The following is a 14,927-nucleotide window of genomic DNA, read 5'->3' on the forward strand; positions in this document are numbered from 1 at the left end:
TCACGTGATGATCCACATCAACTCACCTACAGGAAACGGGGGTTCCGGCATGGTGCGCCGGACCGGACTCATCCGCACACTGATCGCACTCCTGGCCTTCCTCCTCTGGGCGCCGGTGTCCACGGCCGTCGCGGCGTCGGCGTCGGCGTCGACGTCGGCTTCGGCGTCGGCTTCGGCGTCGGCGGCACCCGCCGCGGCCGCCGACGACTGCCGTGCCCTCGCGCCGGGCGCCTCGGCCGCCGCCGAGCGGGCCATCGCCGCCGCCTGCGCCGAGGTCGCGGCCGGCACCTGGTACACCTGGGGCGGCGGCCACGGGGCCCAACCCGGCGCCACCTATGGGCAGGTGGACCCCAGTGACCCCGAGGACAGCAAGCACGACCCCGAGCGACGCGGTTTCGACTGCTCGGGCCTCGTCCGCCACGCCTACGCGCAGGCCACCGGCGAGGACATCATCAACGGCGTGGCGAGCCAGCAGTACTACACGCATCGCGCCGCCGAACGCTTCACCGCCGCCCAGGGCCTCGCCCCGCTGCTGCCCGGTGACCTGCTGGCGTGGGGCACCTCCAAGGACCTGCACCACATCGCCATCTATCTCGGCGCGGGCAAGATGGTCGAGGCCAAGGAGTCCGGCACCAAGATCATGGTCAGCGATGTGCGCCTGAACGGCAGTTACTACGGCGCCGTCCGCGTCAACACCGGCGAGGTCACCGGCCACATCCACCGGACCTGGGGCACCGGCGTCTGGACGAAGGCGGAGCCCCGCCTGGCGGCCGCCCGCGTCTACGCCTTCCCCGGCCCCACCACCATCCGCGTCCAGTGCCAGAAGCACGCCGAGTGGGTCTCCTCCGAGGGCTACGAGAACGACGTCTGGTCCTACCTGCCCGACTACAACGCCTGGATGACCAACATCTACATCCAGGGCCCGGCCTGGCTGGAAGGGGTACCCGACTGCAAGGACGTGCCGGACGCTCCCTGACACGAGGGCGAGGGCGAGGGCGGCGGCGAGGGGCGAGCGCGGCGAGGTGGGGGCGGGGGCCGAGTTGGGTGACCCGGGTGGGGCGGCTACCCTCCGAGGGATCGGGGGCACCGAGCGCATCGCCCTCGCCGTAACCCGCCCGTCCCCGCAGTGTTTTCACCCGCCCCCGCCTCAACTCCGCCGCGTGCCGCCGCCCGACGAGGAGCGCAAGTCATGACCGCTGGACCCCTGCCCGACGCACCCGAGGAGCCCGGACCCGACGCGCACGCGGAGCCCGGACCCGGGGCACCTGCCGAGTCCGGACCCGGGGCACCTGCGGAGCCCGGCGCACCCGAGGAGACCGAAGGGCAGGGACTGCGCGGGCTCATCGGGGCCAAGCTCGCCGGGTCGGGCCTGGACGCCGAGACCCGTGCCGTGCTTCTGGAGGCGCTAGGCGAGGAAGGGGCCCCGGCCGGCGCCCGCGCGCAGCGCGCCTATCTCCAGTCGGTGACCGTCGGCGGCTTCCGGGGCATCGGCCGCACCGCCCGGCTGCCGCTGCGCCCCGGCCCCGGCCTCACCCTCGTCACCGGGCGCAACGGCTCCGGCAAGTCCAGCCTCGCCGAGGCCGTCGAGATCGCGCTCACCGGCGACAACGCCCGCTGGAGCGGCCGTACCGACATCTGGCGCAGGTCCTGGCGCAATCTGCACGACGGGGCGGAACCCCAGGTCGCCGTCGAGCTGTTGATAGAGGGCGAGACCGAGCCGGCCACCGTGCTGCGCACCTGGAAGAGCGAGGACGTCGCCGACTCCACCGCCGAGCTGGAGCGCCCGGACAGCGCCCCGGTGCCGTTCGCCGACCTCGGCTGGGCCCAGGACCTCACCACCTACCGGCCCTTCCTGTCGTACTCCGAGCTGGGCCAGATGATCGGCGGCCGGCCCAGTGAGATGTACGACGCCGTCGCCTCCATCCTCGGTCTGGAGCAACTGACCGCCGCCACCAAGCGGTTGCAGGAGGAGTCCCGCGCCTGCGAGGCGCCCGCGAAGGCGGCGACGGCCGAACTGCCCACGCTGCTGGAGCGGTTGGCGGCCGTGGACGACCCGAGGGCACGCGAGGCCATGACGGCGCTGGAGGGCCGTACCAAGGATCTGGCCCGTCTCACCGAACTCGCCGTCGGCGCCGGGCGCATGGACGACGAGCTGCTGGCCGACCTCCACCGTCGGGCCGAACTCACCGGCCCCGACCAGCAGTCGGTCGCGGAGGCCGTGACCCGGCTGCGCACGGCCTCGGCCGCCGCCGACGATGTACGCGCCACCTCCGCCGAGGACGCCTGGCAGCGTGCCGAGCTGCTGTCCAAGGCGCTCGACCACCACCGGGCCCACCCGGACGCCACCGCCTGCCCGGTCTGCGGCGAGGGCGGACGCATCGACGGGGAGTGGGCGCAGCGGGCCGCCGAGCAGATCGCGCTGCTGCGCGCGGAGGCCGAGACCGCGCGCTCCGCCCGACGCGAACTGTCCGACGCCGTCCAGGCCGTACGCCACCTCGTCGTCCCGCCACCCGCCTGGCTGCCGTCCGCGCTCGCCTCGGCCTGGGAGGACTGGCTCCGGTGCCGGACCGTCGACGACCCGGCGACCCTCGTCGAGCGCGCCCCGGCCGCCGCCCGTACGGTCGCCGACGCCTGCCGGAGCATCCGGGAGCAGGCCGCCGCCCGGCTCGCCGAGCTGGACGAGGCATGGCGGGGCTGTGCCGGGGCGCTCGCCGCCTGGCTGGAGAAGGCACTGGCGGCGGAGGCGGCCAAGCCTCGCCTGGCCAGGGTGAAGGCGGCCCAGAAGTGGCTGAGGGCCGCCCATGACGAGATCCGCGCCGACCGGATGCGGCCCATCGCCGACCAGGCGCAGACCATCTGGTCGCAGTTGCGCCAGCAGAGCAATGTGTCCCTCGGGCCGGTGCAGTTGGCGGGCGCGGGCTCGGCCCGCAAGGTCTCCCTCGATGTGACGGTCGACGACATCGACGCACCCGCGCTCGGCGTCATGAGCCAGGGCGAACTGCACGCCCTCGCACTCGCCCTCTTCCTGCCGCGCACACTGCTGCCGGAGAACCCGTTCCCTTTCCTCGTCATCGACGACCCCGTGCAGTCCATGGACCCGGCCAAGGTCGACGGACTCGCCCGGGTCCTCGCGATCCTCGCCGAGACCCGCCAGGTCGTCGTCTTCACCCATGACACCCGGCTGCCGCAGGCCCTGAAGTATCTGCGGCTGCCCGCCACCATCATCAACGTGGAGCGCCGCGAGCGTTCCGTGGTGCGCGTCCGCTCCGGCGACGACCCGGTCAAGCAGGCCCTGCACGACGCCAAGGCCCTTGCCCGCACCCGCGATCTGCCGCCCCAGGTCACCGCCCGCGTCCTGCCCGGCCTGTGCCGTACGGCACTGGAGGCCGCCTTCCTCGAACCGGCCCGGCGCCGCCTCCTCGCCAAGGGCATCCCGCACGCCGAGGTCGAACGGCTCATCGGCAAGGCCCACCGGCTCTCCGACCTCGCCTCCCTCACCCTCTACGGCGAACCGGACCGGCCCGGCGAGGCCATGAGCGACCTCGCCCGCGCCTTCGGCGACGACGCCCGTGCCCTGATCGCCTGGTGCAACAAGGGTGCGCATGAGGCCGTACCGGCGCGGGATGTCGACGACACGATTCGCCGTACGGCCGAGCTGGCGCGGGCGGTGCGTGGCCTGTGACCGCGCACGTCTCCGGCTCCCGGCCCACTGCAGCCTCCGGTCCTCGGCCCGCCCCCGCCGGGCCGGCCTCCGCCTCCGCCGGGTCCGCCTCTGGCCCCCGGCCCGCCCCCGCCGGGTCGGCCTCCGCCTCCGTCTCCGCCTCGCCCGAGGAACTGCTCGCCGGCGCCGACCGGTTGCTCGGTACGGCGACCGTCTCCGCCACCGGGGTCTGGCCGCGTGCCGCCGCACTGCTGCTGCGGCACGCCCTGGAGGAGGCCCTGCGAAGCTACTGGCGCCGGACCCGCCCCGAGCTGGCCCGCTGCCCCATGCACGCCCAGGCCCTCTGCCTGGAGACCTACCTCGGCCCCGACACGGCCCGCCGCTGGTCCACGCTATGGGCGGGGCTCAGCCGGGCCTGCCACTACCACGGCTACGAACTCTCGCCGACGGCAGGGGAGTTGCGTGCCTGGCGAGACGAGACGGAACGGCTGCTGGGCGAACTGGCGGTGACGGCGAGGGACACGCGGTGAGGACGACCGACGGAGCGCCGACTGTCGGAGCCTAGGCCGTAGCCGTCCCGCGGACCTCCTCCAGGCGTACCGGCCTGCGCTCCGCCACCGACAGGGTGCAGGCCTCGGCGATCCAGCTGGCCTCGATGGCGTCCCTGACCGTGCAGGGGGAGGTGCGGGTGCCGGCGACGACCTCGGTGAAGGCGGTGAGTTCGGCGCGGTAGGCGGGGGCGAAACGGTCCATGAAGAAGTTGTGCGGGGGACCGGAGGGGAAGGTCACGCCCGGCTCCGCCGAGCGGAGGGGGAGTTGGGCGTCGAGGCCCGCCGCGATGCTGTCCTTCATGCCGTGCACTTCGAGGCGTACGTCGTAACCCCGGGCGTTGTGCCGTGTGTTGGAGATGACGCCGATCGTGCCGTCGTCGAAGGTGAGGAGGGCGGAGGCGGTGTCCACGTCGCCCGCCTCCTTGATGTAGTCCGCGCCCTTGTTGCCGCCCGTCGCGTACACCTCGACGACCTCGCGGCCCGTCACCCAGCGCACGATGTCGAAGTCGTGCACCGCGCAGTCCCGGAAGATACCGCCGGATACCGCCACATACGCCGCCGGCGGCGGAGCCGGGTCCAGGGTCGTCGACCGTACGGTGTGCAGCGCGCCCAGCTCACCGCTCAGCACGGCCTCACGGGCGGTCACACAACCGGCGTCGAAACGGCGGTTGTAGCCGATCTGGGCCTCGATACCGCTGTCCTCCACCGCGCGCAGCACGGTGAGGCTCTCCTCCACCGTCTTCGCCACCGGCTTCTCGCAGAACACCGGGATGCCGGCCCGGACCGCCGCCAGGATCAGCCCCGGGTGCGCGTCCGTCGCCGCCGTGATCACCACACCGTCGATCCCGGACGCGAACACCGCCTCCGGCGAGTCGGCCACCGTCGCCCCGAACTTCTCGGCCGCCGCCGTCGCCGCCGCGGCCACCGGGTCGGAGACCACCAACTCCTCCACGACGTCCAGCCCGGCGAGAGTACCGGCGTGGAAGGCGCCGATACGGCCCAGCCCCAGGATGCCAATGCGCATGGCCAATGTCCCTTTCAGATGTGCAGAGTGCAGATGTGCGGAGTGCAGATGTGCGGATGCGGATGTGTGGATTGCTGATGTGCAGGTGAGGTGGAGAGAGAAGCGGGTCGGGTGCGGAAGCGGCTCAGTCGGCCGCGCCCACCACGTTCTGGTCCCAGTCGATGACCGAGCCCGTCACCACGCCGCTGCGGTCGGAGAGCAGGAAGACCACGAAGTCGGCTATCTCGTCGACCTGCCCGAGTTTGCCCATCGGCAGGCCCTGTGCCGCCCGTTCCCGCCAGTCGTCGTCCGCCCCGTGGAACTCCCGCTGGATCGCGTCCTCGCCCTCGGTCTCGGTCCAGCCGATGTTGAGGTCGTTGATCCGGATACGGTCCCAGCGGTGGGCGTGGGCGGCGTTGCGGGTGAGGCCCGCGAGGCCGGCCTTCGCGGCGGAGTACGGCGCCAGGTGGGGCGGGCCGCCGTGTGCGCAGTTCGAGCCGATGTTGACGATCGTGCCTGGCGACTTCCGGGCCACCAGGTGGGCCACGACCGCCTGCATCGCGAAGAAGGGCGCGCGCAGGTTGATCGCGATATGCGCGTCGAACAGCTCCGGCGAGGTGTCGAGCAGCGAGCCCCGCGAGGTCAGACCGGCCGCGTTGACCAGGCTGTCGATCCGGCCATGGGCCTCGATCACCCGCTCCACACTGCCGCGCACCTGCGCCGGGTCCGTCAGGTCCGCCCGTACGAACGTGGCGCCGGTGTCCGAAGTCAGTTTCTCGCCGAGTTCGCCGCGACGGCCCGTGAACGCGACGGTCGCGCCCTCGCGCAGAGCCGCGCGCACGATGCCCGCACCGACGCCCTGACTGCCGCCGTTGACGAGGACGACCTTGTCCTCCAGTAGTGCCATGGGGGAGTTTCCCTTCGAACCGCTCTTCATCGTGTACGGCGGCGTTCGGCGCCCGCGCGCAGTTCCTCCGTCAGCCGCTCGGGGGTCCACTCCTCCGACACGGCCCGCCACATCAGGTCCGCCTGGGACGGCGGGGCCAGGCCGTCGACCGGGGGGTCGCGGTCCAGGTTGGTGGGGAAGGCGTAGCCCTCGGCGGTGGCGGCCACCACCTGGCGCAGCCACTCCTCGGCGGCGCCCTCGGCCTTGCGGCGCAGCAGCGCCGGGTAGACCGCGTTCGCCATGGCCTCGCGGTCCACGCTCTCCATGGCCCGCCCGAACGCGGAGGAGATCTGGAGCAGATTGGCCATGCGCCGGATGCCGGTCGAGTGGTTGTGTCCGGCGGCGTGGAAGAGGGCCGGGTTGAAGAAGACCGCGTCGCCCTTCTCCAGCGGGAGCTGGACGTGGTGTTCGTCGAAGTGGGCGATGAACTCGGGGAGCCGCCACGCCAGATAGCCGGGCTCGTACTTCTGCGAGTGCGGCAGGAACAGGGTCGGGCCGGACTCCACGGGCATGTCGCAGTGGGCGACCGCGCCCTGCAGGGTCAGTACGGGGGAGAGCCGGTGGACGTGCGCCGGGTAGGCGGCGGCCCGCTCCTGGCCGAGGAAACCGAGGTGGTAGTCGCGATGCGCGCTCTGCGCCGCGCCGCCGGGGTTGACCACGTTGATCTGGGAGGTCATCTGGTAGCCGGGGCCCAGCCAGGCCTCGGAGACCAGCGCGAGCATGTCGTTGGCGTAGTAGTCGACGAACGCCTCCGGCGCCCGTACGGCCATCTTCTCCAGCGCGTTCCACACCCGGTCGTTGGCGCCCGGCTTCGCGAAGTGGTCGCCGCGGGCCGTGCCCGACGCCCGCTCCTCCTCGATGATCGCCTCGAACGCCGCCGTGGCCGCGTCCACGACAACGTGATCTGTGAAGGCCCGCTTCAGTACGACCACTCCGGGGCCGTCGAGCAAGGCGTGCACCAGCTCCGACCGCACCGCGCGGCGCTCGGGGCCGGCGGACGCGTCGCGCAGCCGCTCGCTGTCGTAGACGAGGACGTTGTGGTCGACGCCCTCCGCGTACGGGTGGTCGCGGGGGTCGGTGGTACGCCCGACCAGAGCGCGGAACTCTTCGAGGTCGCAGTCCGTCTCGGACAGCCAGGTCCGTGAGCCCGCAGCGGTGAGGGCCATGTCGGGTCCTTTCACAGGCTTGGTCGTACGGTGGCTCGTCGTGCCGCACGGCACTTTCGTCGCGCCGTCGTCTCTGCCAGTCTTGGCAAGCGGACCCCCTCATACAACCCGCAGCGGTCCATCAAAAAACCATCATCACCTCCATCGCCTTCGTCACCGCCGTAGCCATCGTCACCGCCGTCACCTCCGTCATCGTCATCCATATCCGGGAAGCGCAGCATGGGACACCCCTACACGATCCGTGAGATAGCCCGTCAGGCCGGACTCAGCCAGGCCACCGTCGACCGGGTGCTCAACGGGCGGGGCGGGGTGCGGGAGAGCACCGCCCGCGAGGTGCGGCAGGCGATCAAGGACCTGGACCGGCAGCGGACACAGGTGCGCATCGGCGGCCGTACGTTCATGGTCGACATCGTGATGCAGTCGCCCGACCGCTTCTCGACGGCCGTACGGGAGGCGCTGGAGGCGGAGCTGCCGTCGCTGCACCCGGCGGTCGTGCGGTCGCGGTTCCACTTCCGGGAGACCGGGTCGGCCTCGGACATGGTCCGGGTCCTCGACCGGATCGGGCGGCGCGGCTCGCAGGGCGTGATCCTCAAGGCGCCGGACATGCCGGAGGTCACCGCGGCGATCGAACGGCTGGTCGCGACCGGCATCCCCGTCGTCACCCTCGCGACCGATCTGCCGGGCAGCCCGCGCAGCGCGTACGTCGGCATCGACAACCGGGCGGCGGGCGCGACCGCCGCGTATCTGATCCGGCAGTGGCTGGGCGAGCGGCCGGGTGCGGTGCTGGTGACGATCAGCCGCGGCTTCTACCGCAACGAGGAGGAGCGTGAGATGGGGTTCCGGGCGGCGATGCGGGCCGCCGAGCCGGGGCGGACGCTCGTCGAGGTCACCGACAGCGACGGACTCGACGCCACCCAGCGGGAACTCGTCCTCGAAGCGCTGCGGAAGGAGCCGGACATCGGCGCCGTCTACTCCATCGGCGGCGGCAACACGGCCACCCTCGACGCCTTCACCGCGCTCGGCCGGGAGCCGCGGGTCTTCGTCGCCCATGACCTCGACCACGACAACACCCGGCTGCTACGGGAACGCCGGCTCTCCGCCGTCCTCCACCACGACCTCCGCCAGGATCTGCGCCGCGCCTGCCAGACCATCATGCGCGCCCACCACGCCCTCCCGGACGACGGCCCGTTCCTGCCCTCGGCGATCCAGGTGGTCACCCCGTTCAACATGCCACCGGGCGCGGGGAACGGGGGCGTGCCGGGAGCGGGGTAGCGCCCTCCTCGGCGGCCCGTCTCCCACCGGCGCACCCCATCGGTCGCACGGGGCCGGCGCGTACGCCGACTACGTCACCGCGCCCGCCCGGGCCTTCGTGCCCAAGCCGGCGGACATCGACCACGTCCAGGCCGGCGCCCTCCCTCTGGCCGCGCTCACCGCCCGCCAGGCATTCGTCGACACCGCCGACCTGCGCCCCGGGCAGCGCGTCCTCGTCCACGCGGCGGCCGGCGGCGTCGGCCACCTCGCCGTGGGGTGACACCCGGTCCGACGTGGTGGGTCGGGGTGTGGTGGGGTCCCTGAGCCGGGCCCCTCATCACCTCGACCACGCGTGCGGGTCAGCTCCTGACGAGCTCCGCCTCACGGCTCTGGACCATGGTCTCCACCGTCACACCGACGGGCCCGGCCACAGCCATCGCCCCCGTCTCCGCCACGACCGCCGCGCCCGGCACCGTCCGCCCGTCCCGCGTGCGGTACAGCCAGACGATGTCCCGCCCGAACGACCAGACCAGCGACCCCAGCGCCACCGCCACCACACCGAAGCCCGCCGCGTACGGCAGCAGCCCGGAGGCGGCGACCAGCAGGAACACGCCCTGGATCGCGGCGACCGTCTTGCGGGCCATGCTGTGCGGGAGGTCGCCGTTCAGCCACGGCAGCAGCTTGGCGGCGGCGACGAACGCGTACCGCATGAGGCCGATGAGCATGACCCACGGGCCCAGCGACATGGAGACGTAGACGCTGAGCACCAGGATCAGGAAGGCGTCGACCTCCATGTCGAAGCGGGCGCCCAGCGCGGTGGAGGTGCCGGTGCGGCGGGCCACCTTTCCGTCGACGCCGTCGAGGATGAGGGCCACGGCGGTCAGGGCGACGAAGAGGGAGACCGGCGGCGAGCTCTCGAAGGAGTCCGCGACCAGCGCCGTCACGGCGCCGACGAGTATCGCCCGGCCGAGCGTGACACGGTTGGCGGGCCCGAAGGTGCGGGTCCGGGTGCGCAGCAGGGCCCGGTTGAGGACGGCCCAGGTGGCGATCGCGAACGCCAGCCCGGTGAGCCAGCCCGCCGGTCCCAGTCCGATCGCCGTGCCCAGGAAGGCGAGGAGCAGCACCTGGGCGCCCGCGCCCACGGTCGTCTCCGAGAGCAACAGCCGGCCGTCGTATGTGTTGATCAGGGCCACCGCGAACCTTCCGAACGTGTGTATGAACGTGTCTCTGGAAGAAATGATCATCGCCGCGTACCGTGTGCGCGACTCCACCGCTGCGTACGTGGAGAATCGCCGGACCGTTCACGGAGACGCACATGAAACCGACAGCCAATGCCTTCTGGCTCAGCTCACCGGGGCAGGGCGAGATCCGTACGGAACCCCTCACCGCACCCGCCGAGGGCGAAGTCCTGGTCCGCGCGCTGTACTCGGGAGTCAGCAGGGGCACGGAGACACTCGTGTTCCGTGGCGCGGTGCCCGAGAACCAGTACGCGGCCATGCGCGCGCCCTTCCAGAAGGGCGAGTTCCCCGCTCCCGTGAAGTACGGCTACCTCAGTGTCGGTCAGGTCGAGGAAGGGCCCGCGGAACTCGTCGGCCGGGCCGTCTTCTGCCTCTACCCGCACCAGAGTCGCTACGTCGTCCCCGCGAGCGCCCTCACCGTCGTACCCGACTCCGTGCCCGCCTCGCGCGCCGTGCTGGCCGGGACCGTCGAGACCGCCGTGAACGCGCTCTGGGACGCGGCCCCGCTGATCGGTGACCGGATCGCCGTCGTGGGCGGCGGCATGGTCGGCTGCTCGGTGGCCGCGCTGCTCGCCCGCTACCCGGGCGTACGGGTCCAACTCGTCGACGCCGACCCGGCCCGCGCCGGCATCGCCCACGCGCTCGGCGTGGACTTCGCACTGCCCGGCGAGGCGTCGGGCGAGTGCGACCTCGTCGTGCACGCCAGCGCCAGCGAGCAGGGGCTCCTGCGCTCCCTCGAACTCCTCGCCGCCGAGGGCACGGTGATCGAGCTGAGCTGGTACGGCGACCGCCGCGTCGCCCTGCCGCTCGGCGAGGCCTTCCACTCGCGCCGCCTGACGATCCGCAGCAGCCAGGTCGGCACGGTCTCCCCGGCCGCGCGCCCCGGCCGTACCTACGCGGACCGGATGGCGCTCGCGCTCGAACTCCTCGCCGACGCCCGCTTCGACGCGCTCATCACCGGAGAGTGCGCGTTCGAGGAACTTCCGCAGGTCATGCCACGGCTCACCAACGGCGAGCTGCCCGGCCTGTGTTACCGGGTCCGGTACGACTCCGAGTGACCCATGGACCGGTCAGCGCGTCCGCCCCACCCGCCCCTGAACTGCCCGAACGGAACGCTGACCTCCAAAGAAACCGCAAAGGTCGGCTGAACACCGGGTAGGGAGCAGCCGTACTACACGGCATGCCCCGGCCCGGGGCAGACGTACCGCACTGGAGGGTCGTCCGTTGTTCAGCATCACCGTCCGCGATCACATCATGATCGCCCACAGCTTCCGCGGGGAGGTCTTCGGACCCGCGCAGCGTCTGCACGGCGCCACGTTCCTCGTGGACGCCACCTTCCGGCGCGCCGAGCTGGACGACGACAACATCGTCGTAGACATCGGGCTGGCCACACAGGAGCTCGGGGCCGTGGTGAGCGAGTTGAACTACAGAAACCTCGACAACGAGCCCGACTTCGCCCACACCAACACCTCGACGGAGTTCCTGGCCAAGGTCATCGCCGACCGGCTCGCCGGGCGCATCCACAAGGGCGCCATGGGCGAGAACGCCAAGGGCATCGCCGGGATCACGGTCACCCTGCACGAGTCGCACATCGCCTGGGCGAGTTACGAGCGTGCCCTGTGACCGACATGACCATCGACCGCAGGACGGCCGTGGGGGCCGACTCCCAGATGAACAGCGCCATCGCCCAGGTGAACGGGGGAGAGCAAGTGAAGCTCGCGAACGGGGCGGAGCAGGTGCGGCTCGGCTATGTGCCGGTGCAGAACGCGGCGTTGAAGAACGCCGCGATCATTCCCATGTCGCTGCGCTCGGTGCACTTCGTGATGCCGGGCGGCGTCGACGACCCGTCCCGCCCCAGCGGCGGCAACGCCTACGACCGCCGGATCTGCCTCGACCTCCCCGGCTTCGGCTGGCAGGTGCACAAGCACGCCGTCGACGGCAGCTGGCCCCGCCCGGCCGCCGAGGCCCGCGCCGAACTCGCCCGTACACTGCGGGAACTGCCCGACGGCACGGTCGTCCTGCTGGACGGCCTGGTCGCCTGCGGGGTCCCCGAGATCGTGCTGCCCGAGGCCGAACGCCTCTGCCTGGCCGTGCTGGTGCACCTCCCGCTCGGCGACGAGACCGGCCTCGATCCCGAACTCGCCGCCGAACTCGACGCCAAGGAGCGCGAGACCCTGCGGGGCGTGTCCGCCGTCATCGCCACCAGCGACTGGGCCGTACGCCGGCTCGTCTCGCACCACGGGCTCGCCCCCGAGAGCGTCCATGTCGCCACCCCCGGCGCCGACATCGCGCCCCTCGCCTCCGGCACCGACGGTGTCTCACGGCTGGTGTGCGTCGCCGCCGTCACCCCGCGCAAGGGCCAGCACCGCCTGGTCGAGGCCCTCGCGACGGTCACCGACCTGCCGTGGAGCTGCCATCTGGTCGGCGGTATCGACCAGGACCCCGAGTACGTCGACCACATCCGCACCCTGATCGCCGAGTTCGGCCTGCAGGACCGCCTCCACCTCGCCGGACCGAAGGCGGGCGCGGAACTCGACGCCACCTACGCAACCGCCGACCTGATGGTCCTCACCTCCTACGCCGAGACCTACGGCATGGCGGTCACCGAGGCCCTCGCGCGCGGAATCCCCGTCCTCGCCACCGACGTCGGCGGCGTCCCGGAGGCGGTGGGGCGCGCTCCCGACGGCGGGGTGCCCGGCATCCTCGTACCGCCGGAGAACCCCGCGGCCATCGCGGCGGAGCTGCGCGGCTGGTTCGGGGAGGCCGATGTACGGCGCCGGTTGAAGGCGGCGGCGCGCGGGCGCCGGGCCGCGCTGGACGGGTGGGCGACCACGGCCCGCAGCCTGGCCCATGTCCTGGGCAGGTTGCGGCACGAACCTCGGAGGGCGGCATGACCATGTCTGCCGAAACGGCGACTTCTGGCGGGACGGCCGCCGTCCCGGGAATGGGCGGGGGAACGCCCGCTGCCGCCGGGCTGGGGGTGCCCGCCCCCGGTCCGGCCGGTGACACCTTGGCCGGTAGGTCCGCCTCCGCTTCCGCTGGTGACGCCTCGGCCGGTACGTCCGCCTCCGGTGCCGCGCTGAGCATGGCCGGGCGCGGTGGTGACACGCCGGAGCCCGAGGGGCACCAGTACGCGCCGCGGTGGCTGGAGTTGCGCGAGAGCGCGGACGCCGCCGCACGCGCCGTCGACCTGCTCGACCCGCTGCGCATCCGGCTCGCGAATCTGCCGTGCCGGGCGAAAGGCCTCGTCATCCACGACCTCGGGTGCGGCACCGGGTCGATGGGCCGCTGGCTCGCGCCCCGGCTCGACGGCGCCCAGCAGTGGGTGCTGCACGACCAGGACCCCGAGCTGCTGCGGATCGCGACCGCGCGGGCGCCACGGGCCGCCGCCGACGGCAGCCCGGTCACGGTCACCACACGACGCGGCGACATCGGCCGCCTGACGGCGGACGACCTCGCCGGTGCGTCCCTCGTCACCGCCTCCGCGCTCCTCGACGTCCTCACCCGCGACGAGATCGACACGCTCGCCGATGCCTGCGCCCGCGCCGGGGTCCCGGCCCTGCTGACCCTGTCGGTCGTGGGGCGTGTCGACCTCGTCCCGGCCCACCCGATGGACACCGAGATCGCCGAGGCCTTCAACGCCCACCAGCGGAGCAGCGATCTGCTGGGACCGGACGCGATCACCGTGGCCTGCGAGGCGTTCGCCCGGCAGGGCGCCACGGTGCGGGTCCATCCGAGCCCCTGGCAACTCGACGCCGGCCACACGGCCCTGACCGAGGAGTGGCTGCGCGGCTGGGTCGGCGCGGCCCGCGAACAGCGCCCCGACCTCACCGACCGCGCCACCGCCTACCTGGACGACCGCCTCCGCTCCAACACCGCAGGCGACCTCCGCGTCGTCGTCCACCACAGCGACCTGCTGGCACTGCCGAGGCCGACGGGCGGGGCATCATGACGGCACCGGTGGAGGAGGCGGTCACGGTGCGTTCCCTGGTCGTCGAAACCTGGGAGCGGTCTCGTGTGGCCCTACCGGCGAGGGCGACTGGGGCGAGCGCGTCGGCAACGACCCGTGCCCTGAAGGGGCGCGGGGCGGAACATTCTGCGGCTCCGCCGCGCGGGCGCGACCAGCCACGACGGCGCCGCAGCCGATCGACGGCAGGTCTCGGCCCCGCGCCGGAGCCGCATAGCGACACAGCCGTGCGGGAAACCCCCGCGGCGGAGCCGCATCGCCCCCACCCCACCGCCAAACTGACCCGCGCCCTCCGTACCCACTTCGGTTCGATTGCCGGAACGGTCATCCTGGCCGTCGTCGTCTGGCGGCTCGGCACCGGCGTGTTCCTCGACGGCATCCGGCGCATCGACGGCGGAACCCTCGTCGCGGCCCTCGCCATCGGCGCCGTCACCACGGTATGCAGCGCCTGGCGTTGGTGCGCGGTGACGCGGGCGCTCGGGATCGGGCTGCCGCTGGGGCCCGCCGTCGCGGACTACTACCGGGCGCTGTTCCTGAACGCGGCGCTGCCCGGCGGCGTCCTCGGCGATGTGCACCGGGCCGTACGGCACGGGCAGGACTCCGGGGACATGGGGCGCGGAGTACGGGCCGTGGTGATCGAGCGGACCGCGGGCCAGTTGGTGCTGGCCGTAGTCGGCGTAACGGTCCTGCTGACCATGCCCTCCCCGGTGTTGGACGAGACCCGGCATGTGACGGGCCTCCTGGCCCTCGGCGTACTGGGTGCCCTCGCCGTCTGGGCGGCGCTCAGGATGGGCCGCGGCTCCGGACGGCGGAGTACCCGACACGGCCGTGTCCGGGCGGCGTTCGCCGAGGCGGGCGAGGTGCTGCTGGCCCGCCGCAGCGGCTCCGTCATCGTGATCTCGTCGCTGGTGGTGCTGGCCGGGTTCGTGGCGATGTTCCTGCTCTCCGCCCGCGTCGCCGACTCGGCGGCCACCCCGTCGGCCCTGCTGCCCCTCGCCCTGCTGGCCCTGATCGCCATGAGCCTGCCGCTGAACGTCGGCGGCTGGGGCCCCAGGGAAGGCGTCACCGCCTGGTCCTTCGCCGCCGCCGGTCTCGGCGCCTCCCAGGGGCTGACCGTCGCCGTGGTGTACGGCGTGCTCAGCTT

The 14,927-nt window shown here is 72.7% G+C and carries 12 protein-coding genes and 2 pseudogenes; 10 read left to right on the forward strand and 4 right to left on the reverse strand.

From position 1 onward, the window contains the following. The first annotated feature begins 7 nt into the window (after positions 1-7). The 3 genes from ACWD4G_RS04965 to ACWD4G_RS04975 all read left to right on the forward strand — a co-directional run bounded on the left by ACWD4G_RS04965 (position 8) and on the right by ACWD4G_RS04975 (position 4,191). Positions 8-976, forward strand: coding sequence for a C40 family peptidase (locus ACWD4G_RS04965; RefSeq protein WP_451290796.1), 969 nt, complete (start codon positions 8-10; stop codon positions 974-976). Between the two features lie 213 nt (positions 977-1,189). Beyond that, positions 1,190-3,682: an AAA family ATPase gene (locus ACWD4G_RS04970; protein ID WP_451290797.1), complete on the forward strand. Its 2,493-nt coding sequence runs from the start codon at positions 1,190-1,192 to the stop codon at positions 3,680-3,682. Then, positions 3,679-4,191: a hypothetical protein gene (locus ACWD4G_RS04975; protein ID WP_451290798.1), complete on the forward strand. Its 513-nt coding sequence runs from the start codon at positions 3,679-3,681 to the stop codon at positions 4,189-4,191. The genes ACWD4G_RS04970 and ACWD4G_RS04975 overlap by 4 nt, the downstream gene beginning before the upstream one ends. Before the next feature lie 31 nt (positions 4,192-4,222). Here ACWD4G_RS04975 and ACWD4G_RS04980 read toward each other — a convergent pair whose 3' ends face one another. From ACWD4G_RS04980 to ACWD4G_RS04990, 3 genes are all read right to left on the reverse strand, one after another. After that, positions 4,223-5,236 carry a Gfo/Idh/MocA family protein gene (locus ACWD4G_RS04980; protein ID WP_451290799.1) on the reverse strand — a complete coding sequence of 338 codons (1,014 nt, stop codon included), beginning with the start codon at positions 5,234-5,236 and terminating at the stop codon, positions 4,223-4,225. Between the two features lie 124 nt (positions 5,237-5,360). After that, positions 5,361-6,122 carry an SDR family oxidoreductase gene (locus ACWD4G_RS04985; RefSeq protein ID WP_451290800.1) on the reverse strand — a complete coding sequence of 254 codons (762 nt, stop codon included), beginning with the start codon at positions 6,120-6,122 and terminating at the stop codon, positions 5,361-5,363. A 26-nt stretch (positions 6,123-6,148) separates the two neighbouring features. Then, the gene (locus tag ACWD4G_RS04990) at positions 6,149-7,327 is read right to left on the reverse strand and encodes a phytanoyl-CoA dioxygenase family protein (protein ID WP_451290801.1); all 1,179 of its coding nucleotides are present in this window, start codon (positions 7,325-7,327) and stop codon (positions 6,149-6,151) included. A gap of 219 nt (positions 7,328-7,546) precedes the next feature. Here ACWD4G_RS04990 and ACWD4G_RS04995 point away from each other — a divergent pair, with 219 nt between their 5' ends. Then, entirely contained in the window at positions 7,547-8,599 is a 1,053-nt protein-coding gene (locus ACWD4G_RS04995) for a LacI family DNA-binding transcriptional regulator (protein ID WP_451290802.1), read from the forward strand. A gap of 46 nt (positions 8,600-8,645) precedes the next feature. Then, positions 8,646-8,852, forward strand: a pseudogene (locus ACWD4G_RS05000) (NADP-dependent oxidoreductase); the annotation flags it as partial. A gap of 85 nt (positions 8,853-8,937) precedes the next feature. On the opposite strand, the gene ACWD4G_RS05005 reads toward ACWD4G_RS05000, so the two are convergent. Next, positions 8,938-9,771 (reverse strand): CDP-alcohol phosphatidyltransferase family protein, encoded by an 834-nt coding sequence (locus ACWD4G_RS05005; RefSeq protein ID WP_451290803.1) that lies wholly within the window; start codon positions 9,769-9,771, stop codon positions 8,938-8,940. Between the two features lie 122 nt (positions 9,772-9,893). On the opposite strand from ACWD4G_RS05005, the gene ACWD4G_RS05010 reads away from it, so the two are divergent. The 5 genes and pseudogenes from ACWD4G_RS05010 to ACWD4G_RS05030 all read left to right on the forward strand — a co-directional run. After that, positions 9,894-10,874 carry a zinc-dependent alcohol dehydrogenase gene (locus ACWD4G_RS05010; RefSeq protein WP_451290804.1) on the forward strand — a complete coding sequence of 327 codons (981 nt, stop codon included), beginning with the start codon at positions 9,894-9,896 and terminating at the stop codon, positions 10,872-10,874. 166 nt (positions 10,875-11,040) lie between these two features. Next, positions 11,041-11,439 (forward strand): 6-pyruvoyl trahydropterin synthase family protein, encoded by a 399-nt coding sequence (locus tag ACWD4G_RS05015; protein WP_451290805.1) that lies wholly within the window; start codon positions 11,041-11,043, stop codon positions 11,437-11,439. Then, on the forward strand, positions 11,436-12,710 hold the full coding sequence (locus ACWD4G_RS05020; protein ID WP_451290806.1) for a glycosyltransferase family 4 protein: 1,275 nt from the start codon (positions 11,436-11,438) through the stop codon (positions 12,708-12,710). Before ACWD4G_RS05015 ends, ACWD4G_RS05020 begins: the two co-directional genes overlap by 4 nt. A gap of 2 nt (positions 12,711-12,712) precedes the next feature. Further along, positions 12,713-13,768, forward strand: a complete 1,056-nt coding sequence (locus ACWD4G_RS05025) for a class I SAM-dependent methyltransferase (protein WP_451291135.1) — start codon at positions 12,713-12,715, stop codon at positions 13,766-13,768. Continuing rightward, positions 13,765-14,886, forward strand: a pseudogene (locus ACWD4G_RS05030) (lysylphosphatidylglycerol synthase transmembrane domain-containing protein); the annotation flags it as partial. The gene ACWD4G_RS05025 and the pseudogene ACWD4G_RS05030, both read left to right, overlap by 4 nt. Positions 14,887-14,927: the final 41 nt, after the last annotated feature.

Source organism: Streptomyces sp. NPDC002643 (assembly GCF_053592555.1).